The sequence below is a fragment of the Pseudomonas palleroniana genome (assembly GCF_003031675.1).
GTDB lineage: Bacteria > Pseudomonadota > Gammaproteobacteria > Pseudomonadales > Pseudomonadaceae > Aquipseudomonas > Aquipseudomonas palleroniana.
Genome location: NZ_PYWX01000053.1, coordinates 122,935 through 135,066, shown reverse-complemented (window position 1 = coordinate 135,066; position 12,132 = coordinate 122,935). Strand labels below are relative to the sequence as shown.

11 protein-coding genes are annotated in these 12,132 nt (G+C 61.9%); 7 read left to right on the top strand and 4 right to left on the bottom strand.

Annotated features, from left to right (window positions below; genetic code table 11):
- Window positions 1-24: 24 nt before the first annotated feature.
- Entirely contained in the window at window positions 25-864 is an 840-nt protein-coding gene (locus tag C9383_RS18660; protein WP_017735641.1) for a CorC family transporter, read from the top strand.
- Between the two features lie 8 nt (window positions 865-872).
- On the top strand, window positions 873-2,396 hold the full coding sequence (gene lnt, locus C9383_RS18655) for an apolipoprotein N-acyltransferase (protein WP_090365660.1): 1,524 nt from the start codon (window positions 873-875) through the stop codon (window positions 2,394-2,396).
- A gap of 48 nt (window positions 2,397-2,444) precedes the next feature.
- Here the strand turns inward: lnt and C9383_RS18650 are convergent, their stop codons facing one another.
- Together C9383_RS18650 and C9383_RS18645 are read right to left on the bottom strand one after the other, a co-directional pair.
- Window positions 2,445-3,206, bottom strand: coding sequence for a YdcF family protein (locus C9383_RS18650; RefSeq protein WP_090365658.1), 762 nt, complete (start codon window positions 3,204-3,206; stop codon window positions 2,445-2,447).
- Between the two features lie 102 nt (window positions 3,207-3,308).
- Entirely contained in the window at window positions 3,309-3,632 is a 324-nt protein-coding gene (locus tag C9383_RS18645; protein WP_090365657.1) for a hypothetical protein, read from the bottom strand.
- Window positions 3,633-3,892: 260 nt separating this feature from the next.
- Between C9383_RS18645 and leuS the strand changes: the two genes are divergently transcribed.
- From leuS to C9383_RS18620, 5 genes are all read left to right on the top strand, one after another.
- On the top strand, window positions 3,893-6,499 hold the full coding sequence (gene leuS / locus C9383_RS18640; protein WP_090365655.1) for a leucine--tRNA ligase: 2,607 nt from the start codon (window positions 3,893-3,895) through the stop codon (window positions 6,497-6,499).
- A gap of 88 nt (window positions 6,500-6,587) precedes the next feature.
- Window positions 6,588-7,193 (top strand): LPS-assembly lipoprotein LptE, encoded by a 606-nt coding sequence (locus C9383_RS18635; protein WP_090365654.1) that lies wholly within the window; start codon window positions 6,588-6,590, stop codon window positions 7,191-7,193.
- 39 nt (window positions 7,194-7,232) lie between these two features.
- Window positions 7,233-8,270, top strand: a complete 1,038-nt coding sequence (holA, locus tag C9383_RS18630) for a DNA polymerase III subunit delta (protein WP_090365653.1) — start codon at window positions 7,233-7,235, stop codon at window positions 8,268-8,270.
- Between the two features lie 118 nt (window positions 8,271-8,388).
- Complete coding sequence (gene arfA, locus C9383_RS18625; RefSeq protein ID WP_003176285.1) at window positions 8,389-8,553, top strand: alternative ribosome rescue factor ArfA; 165 nt, start codon at window positions 8,389-8,391, stop codon at window positions 8,551-8,553.
- Window positions 8,554-8,614: 61 nt separating this feature from the next.
- Complete coding sequence (locus tag C9383_RS18620) at window positions 8,615-9,940, top strand: lytic murein transglycosylase (protein ID WP_090365651.1); 1,326 nt, start codon at window positions 8,615-8,617, stop codon at window positions 9,938-9,940.
- A gap of 118 nt (window positions 9,941-10,058) precedes the next feature.
- Here the strand turns inward: C9383_RS18620 and C9383_RS18615 are convergent, their stop codons facing one another.
- The gene (locus C9383_RS18615; protein WP_090365650.1) at window positions 10,059-10,979 is read right to left on the bottom strand and encodes a S66 peptidase family protein; all 921 of its coding nucleotides are present in this window, start codon (window positions 10,977-10,979) and stop codon (window positions 10,059-10,061) included.
- Window positions 10,980-11,117: 138 nt separating this feature from the next.
- Window positions 11,118-12,119: a lipoyl synthase gene (gene lipA / locus C9383_RS18610; RefSeq protein WP_161548486.1), complete on the bottom strand. Its 1,002-nt coding sequence runs from the start codon at window positions 12,117-12,119 to the stop codon at window positions 11,118-11,120.
- Window positions 12,120-12,132 lie beyond the last annotated feature (13 nt).

Here is a 12,132-nt window from a genome sequence, read left to right as displayed (position 1 = left end):
AACAAAGGATTCAGAGTAATCGCTATGAGCGAAGACCGATCGAGCAACGGGCAGAAGTCATGGCTGGGCAAGTTGACCCAGGCTTTTGCCCACGAGCCGAAAAACCGCCAGGAGCTGCTGGAGCTGCTGCGCGAAGCCCATCAGAACAAGTTGCTGGACAGCGAAGCGCTGGCCATCGTCGAGGGCGCCATCCAGGTCGCTGACCTGCAAGTACGGGACATCATGGTCCCGCGCTCGCAGATGATCAGCATCAAGGCGACCCAGACCCCACGGGAATTCCTCCCGGCCGTGATCGACTCGGCGCACTCGCGCTACCCGGTGATCGGTGAAAGCCATGACGACGTCATGGGTGTCCTGCTGGCCAAGGACCTGTTGCCGCTGATCCTCAAGGAGAACGGTGACAACTTCAACATCAAGGACCTGCTGCGTCCGGCCACCTTCGTGCCTGAATCCAAGCGCCTGAATGTGTTGCTGCGCGAGTTCCGCGCCAACCACAATCACATGGCCATTGTGATCGACGAATACGGTGGCGTGGCTGGCCTGGTAACGATCGAAGACGTACTGGAGCAGATCGTCGGCGACATCGAAGACGAACACGACGTCGAAGAAGACAGCTACATCAAGCCCCTGCCCAGCGGTGACTTCCTGATCAAGGCGCTGACGCCGATCGAGAACTTCAACGAGTTCTTCGACAGCGAATTCTCCGACGATGAGTTCGACACAGTGGGCGGCCTGGTAATGAATGCGTTCGGGCACCTGCCAAAGCGTAACGAAACCACCGAAATCGGTGCGTATCGCTTTCGCATCCTGAATGCGGACAGCCGTCGTATCCACTTGATCCGCCTGACACCTATTGCCCGCTAAGGACTGATATGCGCCGCTTTATAGCCCCCGGCTGGCCCGGTAACTTGCTAGCCGTGGTGGCCGGCGCCGTCACCACCCTGGCCCTGGCACCCTTCGACCTGTGGCCGTTTGCCCTGGTGGCCGTCGGATTGTTCTATGTCGGGCTCCGGGAACTGACGCCACGCCAGGCCCTGGGCCGTGGCTGGTGTTTCGGTTTCGGCCTGTTTGGCGCCGGCACCAGCTGGATCTACTACAGCATCCACCACTTTGGCGGCGCTTCGGCGCTGCTGGCCGGCTTCCTGATGCTGCTGTTCACCGCCGCCATCGCCTGGTTCTTCGCCCTGCCCGCGTGGCTATGGGCACGCTGGCTGCGCCGTAATGAGGCGCCGCTGGCGGATGCGCTGGCCTTTGCTGCGTTGTGGGTCGGCCAGGAAGCGTTCCGCGGTTGGTTCCTCACTGGCTTCCCGTGGCTGTACTCCGGCTACAGCCAGCTCGACGGCCCGCTCAGCGGACTCGCGCCGCTGGGCGGCATGTGGCTGATTTCCTTTGCCCTGGCACTCACGGCGGCCCTGCTGTGCAACCTGCCCCGCCTGTTGGCGGGCAAGCGCAACGCTTTTATCGGCGCGGGCCTGGTGCTGCTGGTTGGGCCATGGGCCGTCGGCTTTGCACTTAAACACCATGCCTGGACCAGCCCTGCCGGCGCGCCACTGAGCGTGGCCGCGATCCAGGGCAACGTCGAACAAAGCATGAAGTGGGACCCCGAGCAACTCAATGCGCAGCTGGCGCTGTACCGCGACATGAGCTTCAGCGCCAAGCGCACCGACCTGCTGATATGGCCGGAAACCGCTGTACCGGTGCTCAAGGAGTCCGTCGAGGGTTACCTGGGCATGATGGGCAAGTTCGCCGCCGAGCGGAATTCAGCGCTGATCACCGGCGTACCGATTCGCCAGGAAGTCCATCACGAGAAGCGCTACTTCAACGGCATCACGGTTGTGGGCGAAGGCGACGGCACCTACCTCAAGCAAAAGCTGGTGCCTTTCGGTGAGTACGTGCCGCTGCAAGACCTGTTGCGCGGGCTGATCGCCTTCTTCGACCTGCCCATGTCGGACTTCGCCCGAGGCCCTTCTGACCAGGCCATGCTCCAGGCCAAGGGCTATCACGTTGCGCCGTTCATCTGCTACGAAGTGGTGTACCCGGAGTTTGCCGCAGGCCTGGCGGCCCAGAGCGACCTGCTGCTGACCATCAGCAACGACACGTGGTTCGGCCGCTCCATCGGCCCATTGCAACACCTGCAAATGGCGCAGATGCGGGCTTTGGAAGCCGGTCGCTGGATGATCCGCGCCACCAACAACGGCGTGACCGGCCTGATCAACCCATTCGGGCAGATCACTGCGCAGATCCCACAGTTCGAACGCGGGATTCTCTACGGAGAGGTCGTGCCGATGCACAACCTGACGCCGTACCTGCAATGGCGTTCGTGGCCGCTGATCATCGTGTGCGTGCTGCTGTTTGGCTGGGCGCTGCTGGCCGGCCGGATGTCCAAGGCGCTCTAACCGAATGTGGGAGGGGACTTGCTCCCTCCCACATTTTGATCTGCGGTGTTATCGGTAGAACAACCGATACCCTACCTGCCCCACGGCCTCGTTGAGCAACTGCCCGCTCTGCCACACCGACTTGAACTCGGGCATCCAGCCTCCTAGCGGTCGCGCATTGTCTACGCCAAGGAACCCCACCGGCCCCGGCACCACCGTGAAACCGGCCTTCTCGAAGCTCCACACCGAACGCGGCATATGCCAGGCCTGGGTCACCACGACGACGCGCTTGATACCCTGGGGCAACAGGATCTCGGCACTCATCTGCGCGTTTTCCCAGGTGGTACGGCTACGCTCTTCCTTCCAGCGTACGGTGACGCCAAAGTCATCCTGCATCGACACAGCCATCAGCTCGGCCTCGCTGGGCGGCGTGCCGTAGTGCAAGCCGCCGCTGGTCAACACCGGCAAGCCGGATGCCTTGGCCAGACGTGCGGCATAACGCTCGCGCTCCAACCCGATCCCGGTCGGCTGGTCAGTTCCCCATGCGGAGTCACCGCGCTCGCGCCCCGAACCCAGTACCACAATCGCATCGGCCCGTTGCGCCAGGCTCGCCCACTCTTCACGGGCCAGGGGTGGTTCGGTCTCCAGCGCATGCGCTCCCCATTGCACCATCACCGGCAGGCTCATCAGCCACATGCCCCCCAAACCCAGGGCAAAGCAAAACCCTGCCAGGCGCGGGCGGCTGCGACGAACCCACCAGGCGAACGCCAGCAACAGCAAGAAGATGCCGGGCGGCAGCAATAGTTGTTTGATGAAATAACGAAAAGGCATCGGGCATCTCCTAAGATGCCCGAAGCCTAGATGCAACGGGGTTCAGCGACAATCCTTACCAGCACATTCCGAGAAAAACCAACGACAGACACGCGGTTTATTTCACTTGCACCTCACCGCCTTGAGTTTGTCGCCTGCCCGCCCGGCGGACAGGTCCTTCAGCCAGATCACCTTGGCTGAACGCGTCGGCTCTTGAGACTGGGACGGCGGGGAAGCCTGCCCAGAAGAGGCGCGATGTTGATTCAATTCCAGGTAGCGCTTGATCAGTTCAAGTTCAGCCTGGCTCAAGCCTCGCAACTCCAGTTCCAGAGGCCGCTCATCACGCAATCGGCCTGCGGTTTTTGCAGCATCCAATGCCCGACCCAAACGGTCGATCAGCCCTTCGTACAATTGCGGTTTCGTTAAGGTTCGCTGCGATTCAACCATCCCCTCACCTCATTGAAGAAATACTTGCTCCCCAATAAACAGCGTAGTCTGCGTGACTGTGCCTGCCCGGCGCCGCGACAGACGGCCTCGACCGCGCAATCAGGGTTTCCCTCGATAGAGTGGGGTCATGTATGCTACGGCGCTTCCTGTAACTCCACTTCCCGCAGGGTTTGGGCACAGACGCGCCGCTTTTTGGCGTCGATCACCTGAATGTTGTACCGAAGAGGATTAGGCCACCCCTATTCAGTTCAAAAGTAGCCATGCACGAACAATATCAGCCCCGTGAAATAGAAAATGCCGCCCAAACCTTCTGGGACGAGCAAAAGTCCTTTGAAGTCAGTGAACAGCCAGGCAAGGAGACTTATTACTGCCTATCGATGTTCCCTTACCCCAGCGGCAAGCTACACATGGGGCACGTGCGCAACTACACCATCGGCGACGTCATTTCCCGCTACCAGCGCATGCTCGGCAAGAACGTCCTGCAACCCATGGGTTGGGACGCCTTCGGCATGCCGGCGGAAAACGCCGCGATGAAAAACAACGTGGCGCCCGCCAAGTGGACCTACGAAAACATCGCCTACATGAAGACCCAGCTGCGCAGCCTGGGCCTGGCGGTGGACTGGTCCCGCGAAGTGACCACCTGCAAGCCGGACTACTACCGCTGGGAACAATGGCTGTTCACGCGCCTGTTCGAAAAAGGCGTGATCTACCGCAAGAACGGCACCGTGAACTGGGACCCGATCGACCAGACCGTACTGGCCAACGAGCAGGTCATCGACGGTCGCGGCTGGCGTTCCGGCGCGCTGATCGAAAAGCGCGAAATCCCGATGTACTACTTCAAGATCACCGCCTACGCGGATGAACTGCTGTCGAGCCTTGACGACCTGCCAGGCTGGCCGGAACAGGTCAAGACCATGCAGCGCAACTGGATCGGCAAATCCAAGGGCATGGAAGTGCAGTTCCCGTACAACGTCGATTCGATCGGCGAAGCGGGCGCACTGAAAGTCTTCACCACCCGTCCGGACACCCTGATGGGCGCAACCTACGTTGCCGTCGCCGCCGAACACCCGCTGGCCACCCAGGCCGCGCAGAACAACCCTGAGCTGCAGGCATTCATCGCCGAATGCAAAGGCGGCAGCGTGGCCGAAGCCGACGTCGCCACCCAGGAAAAGAAAGGCCTGCCAACCGGCCTGTTCGTCGAACACCCGCTGACCGGCGAGAAGCTGCCGGTGTGGGTCGCCAACTACGTATTGATGCACTACGGTGACGGCGCGGTAATGGCTGTGCCGGCGCACGATGAACGCGATTTCGAGTTCGCCACCAAGTACAGCCTGCCGATCAAATCCGTGGTGCGCACCAGTTCCGGCGACACCAACCCGGCCCCGTGGCAAGACGCCTACGGCGAGCACGGTACGCTGATCAACTCCGGTGAGTTCGATGGCCTGGATTTCCAGGGCGCTTTCGACGCCATCGAAGTCGCCCTGATCAAGAAAAACCTCGGCGCCTCGCGCACCCAGTTCCGCCTGCGCGACTGGGGCATCAGCCGCCAGCGCTACTGGGGCTGCCCGATCCCGATCATCCACTGCGAAAGCTGCGGTGACGTACCGGTGCCGGAAGACCAATTGCCGGTGGTACTGCCGGAAGACGTGGTGCCGGATGGCGCCGGTTCGCCGCTGGCGCGCATGCCCGAGTTCTACGAGTGCAACTGCCCGAAATGCGGACAGCCGGCCAAGCGTGAAACCGACACCATGGACACCTTCGTCGAGTCCTCGTGGTACTACGCCCGCTACGCCTCGCCGCACTATGAGGGCGGCCTGGTGGAAAAAGCCGCGGCCGACCACTGGCTGCCGGTGGATCAGTACATCGGCGGTATCGAACACGCCATTCTTCACCTGCTGTACGCGCGTTTCTTCCACAAGCTGATGCGCGATGAAGGCCTGGTAAGCTCCGATGAACCGTTCAAGAACCTGCTGACCCAGGGCATGGTGATCGCCGAGACTTACTATCGCCGCGAAGCCAATGGCGCCTACACCTGGTTCAACCCGGCGGACGTGGAGCTTGAGCGCGACAGCAAAGCCAAGGTGATCAGCGCCAAGCTGAAAGCCGACGGCCTGCCGGTGGAAATCGGCGGCACCGAGAAGATGGCCAAGTCGAAGAACAATGGCGTCGACCCACAGTCGATGATCGACCAGTTCGGCGCCGACACCTGCCGCCTGTTCATGATGTTCGCCTCGCCGCCCGACATGAGCGCCGAATGGTCCGACTCGGGCGTCGAAGGTTCACACCGCTTCCTCAAGCGCGTCTGGCGCCTGGCGCACGCCCATGTCAGCCAGGGCCTGCCGGGCAAGCTGGACGTTGCAGCCTTGAGCGATGAGCAGAAAGCCGTTCGCCGCAGCACTCACCTGGCTATCCGCCAAGCCAGCCAGGACGTGGGCCAGAACCACAAATTCAACACCGCCATCGCCCAGGTGATGACGCTGATGAACGTGCTGGAAAAAGCACCGCAAGCCACCGAACAGGACCGTGCGTTGATCCAGGAAGGCCTGGAAACCGTCACCCTGTTGCTGGCACCGATCACGCCGCACATCAGCCACGAACTGTGGAGCCGCCTGGGCCACAGCGACGCGGTCATCGATGCGCGCTGGCCAGTGCAGGACGACAGCGCCCTGGTACAGGACACGCTGCAACTGGTGATCCAGGTCAACGGTAAACTGCGCGGCCAGATCGACATGCCGGCCAGCGCCTCTCGCGAGGAAGTTGAAGCGGCGGCGCGTTGCAACGAAAACGTGCTGCGCTTTACCGAAGGCCTGACGATCCGCAAAGTGATCGTGGTGCCTGGCAAACTGGTCAATATCGTCGCTAGCTAATCGGATCGGGCGCAGGGCTTGGGCCCTGCGCCGAACAAAGCCTTCAGGGCCTCGATAGGGCCCACATGGTTTCAAGGGGAGCAACAAAATGATCAAACGCAACCTGCTGGTAATGGGCCTTGCCGTGCTGCTGAGCGCTTGCGGCTTCCAGCTGCGCGGTACCGGCACCAACGAGCTGTCACTCAAGGAACTAGACGTCAGCGCCCGCAACGCCTACGGCGAAACCGTCAAGCAACTGCGCCAGACCCTGGAAAACAGCGGCGTGCACGTCTACAACGGTGCGACCTACAAGCTGAACCTGATCGACGAGCAGGAAACCCAGCGTAACCTCAGCTACGCCAGCGCCGGTCGTGCGTCGGACATCGAGCTGAATACCAAAGTCGTGTATGAACTGCGTGGCCGTGATCAACTGCCATTGATGGGCGACAAGGTTGAAGTGCAGAAGGTCGTCAGCCACGACGGCAACAACCTGGTGGGCTCGGACTCGGAAATTATCCAGGTGCGCAAGGAAATGCGTCGTGAGCTGATCCAGCGTCTGATGGTCCGCCTGCAACAGCTGACCCCGGAAAAACTGGCAGCCCTGCAACAGACGGCTGACAACAAGGCCAAGGCTGACGCCGATGCCCTGAAAGCCGCGCAGGAGTATGAAGACAACACGCCGAAACAATCGCCTGTTGAAGTCCCTGCCGAGTAAGCCATACGGGGCGCCCCAGGCGCCCCGTTCGCCCTGCCTATGAAACTCGCTCCCGCTCAACTCGCCAAACACCTGCAAAGTGGCCTCGCGCCTGTCTACATCGTCAGTGGGGATGACCCGCTGCTGTGCCAGGAAGCCGCCGACGCTATCCGCGTGGCTGCGCGCCAGCAGGGCTTCGATGAACGCCAGGTGTTCAGCGCCGATGCCAGTTTCGACTGGGGGACGTTGCTGCAAGCCGGCGCGAGCATGTCGCTGTTCGCCGAAAAACGCCTGCTGGAACTGCGCCTGCCTTCGGGCAAACCCGGTGACAAGGGCGCAGCCGCCTTGATGGAATACTGCTCACGCCCCGCCGAAGACACGGTCTTGCTGATCAGCTTGCCCAAGCTCGATGGCAGTGCGCAGAAGACCAAGTGGGGCAAGGCGCTGGTTGAGGGTGCGCAGACTCAGTTCATCCAGATCTGGCCGGTGGACAGCAACCAGTTGCCCCAGTGGATTCGTCAACGGCTGTCCCAATCGGGGCTGTCGGCGACGCAAGACGCGGTCGAGCTGATCGCTGCGCGGGTCGAAGGCAACCTGCTTGCCGCCGCCCAGGAGATCGAAAAGCTCAAGCTGATGGCCGAAGACGGGCAGATCACCGTCGAAACCGTGCAAGGCGCAGTGGCTGACAGCGCGCGCTTCGATGTATTCGGGCTGGTGGATGCGATCCTCAACGGTGAGCCCGCCCACGCCCTGCGCATGCTCGAAGGGCTGCGCGGCGAAGGCGTCGAACCGCCGGTGATTCTCTGGGCCCTGGCCCGGGAGCTACGGGTGCTGGCCAATATTGCCCTGCAATACAGCCAGGGCACGCCCCTGGACAGAGCCTTCAGCCAGGCCAAGCCACCCGTCTGGGACAAACGCAAACCCCTGATGAGCAAAGCCCTGCAACGGCACTCGGCGCAACGCTGGGCGCAGTTATTGCTGGAGGCACAACGCATTGACGCGCAGATCAAGGGCCAGGCGGCAGGTTCGCCGTGGATGAGCCTGAGTCGCTTGTCGCTGTTGATGGCGGGTCAGCGGCTCAGCCTTCCCGCCGAATAACCTTCCTTCGCAGATTTTGACTGCGCTTACATTCCAAGAAACTTCTCAGGCTTTACAGCCGCACAACTTCGGCAGATTATTTGCACCGCTTCTTCCCACCCAAACGAGAGTAAACACCATGAGCAAAAAGCCATCCAAGCATGGCCCCAACAAGGCCAAATCCATCATCGCCCAGCCACTGTTCCGCAGCCGTCAGGAACGCGCCGGCAAGGGCAAAGGCAGTTACCGCCGCGAAGCCTTCCAGTCTAATAGCTGGGAGGCTTCTTACTTTCTGGCTGCCTGAAGGCAAGCGCCCCTCCGGCATGATAAGGTCTGCACCTGATCTGTAATTCCTGGACCTGTGCATGCCCTCTAGTCTTTCCCGTCGTTGGCACCTTCGCCAATTGATCGCTGCCTCCAGCCTCATTCTGCTTGTCGCCTGCGCGGAAAAACCCACCGCCGCAGATGCCCAGCCCCTGCCTAAACTCCAGACCGCGCCGGCCGTAGCGCCCGCAGTGGTGGCCCCGTTGGCGGTGGACAATCTCGATATCCAGCCGACCCAAACCTTTGCCGAGTGGATGGCCGGGTTTCGTGCCGACGCCCTGAAGGCCGGCATCACGCCGGCGGTGTTCGATAACGCCTTTGCCGGGGTCACGCCCGATATGGCGGTTATCCGCGCCGACCGCAGCCAACCGGAATTTTCCCGCCCGGTATGGGAATACCTCGACGGCGCACTGTCGCCGCTGCGTGTGCGTAACGGCCAGGCCTTGCTGATCAAATACGCCGACATCCTGCAACGCATCGAGGAGCGTTACGGCGTTGATCGCCAGGCGCTGGTCTCCGTCTGGGGCATGGAAAGCAACTTCGGCCAGTTCCAGGGCAACAATTCGGTGATTCGCTCCCTGGCGACCCTGGCCTATGAAGGCCGTCGCCCGGCGTTCGCCCAGGCCCAACTGCTAGCGGCGCTGCAAATCATCCAGCATGGCGATATCGCTGCCGACCAGATGAAAGGCTCCTGGGCCGGCGCCATGGGCCAGACCCAATTCATCCCGACCACCTATAACACCCACGCGGTCGACTTCGACGGCGACGGTCGCCGCGACATCTGGAACAGCCCGGCCGACGCCCTCGCCTCCACCGCCCATTACCTGCAGAGCTCCGGCTGGCAGCGCGGCCAGCCGTGGGGCTTTGAAGTACGGCAATTGCCAGCCAACTTCGACTACAGCCTGGCCGACGGCGGCATCCGCAAGACCGTCGCCGAATGGATGCGGCTGGGTATCCAACTGCCGCCCGGCAGCAGTATGCCGCCGAATGTCGAGCAACTCTCCGCCGCCCTGCTGCTGCCGGCCGGTTATCGAGGCCCGGCATTCCTGGTGCTGGATAACTTCCGGGCAATCCTCAAGTACAACAACTCTTCATCCTATGCGCTGGCGGTGGGCTTGTTGTCGCAGCGGTTCAGCGGAGCAGGTGTGATCCTCGGCAGTTGGCCGAAGGACGAGCTGCCGCTGAGCCGCTCCCAGCGTATAGATTTGCAGACAGTGCTCAGCGCCAAGGGTTATGACGCGGGCAACGCAGACGGGATCATCGGCGCGAATACGCGCAAGGCCATTCGCACGGCGCAGCAGTCATTGGGCTGGCCGGCAGATGGGTATCCGACGGTGAAGCTGCTGGAGTCGTTGCAGAGCCGGTAGATCGGCTTATGGCGACTGACGCCATCGGGAGCAAGCCCCCTCCCACACTGACTGTATTCACATATCTGAATTTGTGAACACCGTCAGTGTGGGAGGGGGCTTGCTCCCGATGGCGGTTTCAGGGTTTAAACACCACATCCTGTTCCAACACCACCCGCTGCTCCCCCGCATCCAACCGCACCAACGCGCCCATCGGCAGTGTCAGGTTCGGATCGCAATGCCCACTGCGCCAGCCGGACAGCACCGGAATGCACAGCGGCTCGAAGGTTTGCTTCAGCAGGCGCTCTAACGCCGCTTGATCCACCCCGGCGACATCCCCCACCAGCACGCCGGCGACCTGGGCCAACTTGCCTGCCAGGCGCAAATGGGTCAGCAGCCGGTCAATCCGGTAAAGGGGTTCGTTGACGTCTTCGATCAACAGGATGATGCCCTCAGCCTCGATCTCGTAAGGCGTGCCCATCACTGCCGCGATCATCGACAGGTTGCCGCCCAGCAAGCGCCCGCAGGCAATGCCCGGCGAGACGGTGCTCAACGGGTAGGCCACCGGGTGCGCCAGCACGCTGCCGGTGCCCAGTTGGCCGCGCAGCATGGCGAACAATGAAGACTCGGTAGGTGGCAGCTTGTCGCCCAACAGGTCGGCATTGAGCATGGGGCCATGGAAGGTCACGAACCCGGCGTAACGGCTGATTGCCAGGTGCAGCGCGGTAATGTCGCTATAGCCCACGAAAGGCTTGGGGTGGGTGCGTAGCAGGTCGAAATCGATGCTATCGAGCAGCCGGGGCGTGCCGTAGCCGCCGCGCAGGCAGAAGATCGCGTCGATGTCAGGGTCGGCAAACGCCTTGTGAAGATCGTTGAGGCGGGTTTTATCGCTGCCGGCAAGGTAGCCGTCGCGCTCATAGACCCCAGGGAAGATTCGCAGTTGGTAGCCGCGGGCACGCATCCACTGGCCGGCTTTTTCGACATCCAGCGCGGCGGGGCCGGCGGGTGCGATCAGGGCAATGGTGCCTTCGGAACGCAGGGCTGGAACGGCTACGGTCATACACAACTCTCCCTAACTGACACGCAACGAAATGTGGGAGGGGGCTTGCTCCCGATAGCGGTACATCTGCAGCACATAAGCTGCCTGATACTCCGTTATCGGGAGCAAGCCCCCTCCCACATTGGGTCTGAATCCCTATCAGGAAACCAGGCTTGCCTTGACCAGCTTGGCCTGCTCATCGGCATGGTACGAGGAGCGTACCAACGGGCCGGAAGCCACGTTCTTGAAGCCCATCTTGTAACCTTCCTCGGCGAACCAGGCGAAGGTGTCCGGGTGCACGAAACGCTGCACCGGCAGGTGGCTGCGCGACGGTTGCAAGTACTGGCCCAGGGTCAGCATGTCGATGTCGTGCTCGCGCATGCGCTTCATGACTTCGATCACTTCCTCGTCCGTCTCGCCCAGGCCGAGCATCAGGCCGGATTTGGTCGGAATGTGCGGCATCATCTGCTTGAATTTCTGCAGCAGGGTCAGCGACCACTGGTAGTCCGAACCAGGACGTGCAGCCTTGTACAAGCGTGGCACGGTTTCCAGGTTGTGGTTGAACACATCCGGCGGCTCGGCAGCGGTGATTTCAAGCGCTACGTCCATACGGCCGCGGTAGTCCGGCACCAGGGTTTCCAGCATCACGTTCGGCGACAGCTTGCGGATTTCACGAATGCAGTCGGCAAAGTGCTGGGCACCGCCGTCGCGCAGGTCGTCACGGTCTACCGAAGTGATCACTACGTACTTGAGGCGCAGGTCGGCGATGGCGATGGCCAGGCTTTCCGGCTCGTTGACGTCCAATGGCTTCGGCCGGCCGTGGCCAACGTCGCAGAACGGGCAACGACGGGTGCAGATATCACCCATGATCATGAAGGTGGCGGTGCCGCCGGAGAAGCATTCGCCCAGGTTCGGGCAGGAGGCCTCTTCGCACACGCTATGCAGCTTGTGCTTGCGCAGCAGGGACTTGATACGGTCGACTTCCGGGGAAACCGGGATGCGCACGCGGATCCAGTCAGGTTTCTTCGGCAGTTCGGTGGTCGGGATGATCTTCACCGGGATGCGTGCAACCTTCTCGGCGCCGCGCAGCTTGACGCCGGCTTCCACCTTGGCACGCGGGGCCGGGGCCGGACGTTCGGTAACGTCCACCGTCGGGATCATGGTTTGCACTGCA

What these genes read in the sequence shown, in the direction of transcription:
- C9383_RS18660 (WP_017735641.1), top strand. Translation starts at nt 25, where the DNA reads ATGAGCGAAGACCGATCGAGCAACGGGCAGAAGTCATGGCTGGGCAAG.
- lnt (WP_090365660.1), top strand. Translation starts at nt 873, where the DNA reads ATGCGCCGCTTTATAGCCCCCGGCTGGCCCGGTAACTTGCTAGCCGTG.
- C9383_RS18650 (WP_090365658.1), bottom strand. Translation starts at nt 3,206, where the DNA reads ATGCCTTTTCGTTATTTCATCAAACAACTATTGCTGCCGCCCGGCATC.
- C9383_RS18645 (WP_090365657.1), bottom strand. Translation starts at nt 3,632, where the DNA reads ATGGTTGAATCGCAGCGAACCTTAACGAAACCGCAATTGTACGAAGGG.
- leuS (WP_090365655.1), top strand. Translation starts at nt 3,893, where the DNA reads ATGCACGAACAATATCAGCCCCGTGAAATAGAAAATGCCGCCCAAACC.
- C9383_RS18635 (WP_090365654.1), top strand. Translation starts at nt 6,588, where the DNA reads ATGATCAAACGCAACCTGCTGGTAATGGGCCTTGCCGTGCTGCTGAGC.
- holA (WP_090365653.1), top strand. Translation starts at nt 7,233, where the DNA reads ATGAAACTCGCTCCCGCTCAACTCGCCAAACACCTGCAAAGTGGCCTC.
- arfA (WP_003176285.1), top strand. Translation starts at nt 8,389, where the DNA reads ATGAGCAAAAAGCCATCCAAGCATGGCCCCAACAAGGCCAAATCCATC.
- C9383_RS18620 (WP_090365651.1), top strand. Translation starts at nt 8,615, where the DNA reads ATGCCCTCTAGTCTTTCCCGTCGTTGGCACCTTCGCCAATTGATCGCT.
- C9383_RS18615 (WP_090365650.1), bottom strand. Translation starts at nt 10,979, where the DNA reads ATGACCGTAGCCGTTCCAGCCCTGCGTTCCGAAGGCACCATTGCCCTG.
- lipA (WP_161548486.1), bottom strand. Translation starts at nt 12,119, where the DNA reads ATGATCCCGACGGTGGACGTTACCGAACGTCCGGCCCCGGCCCCGCGT.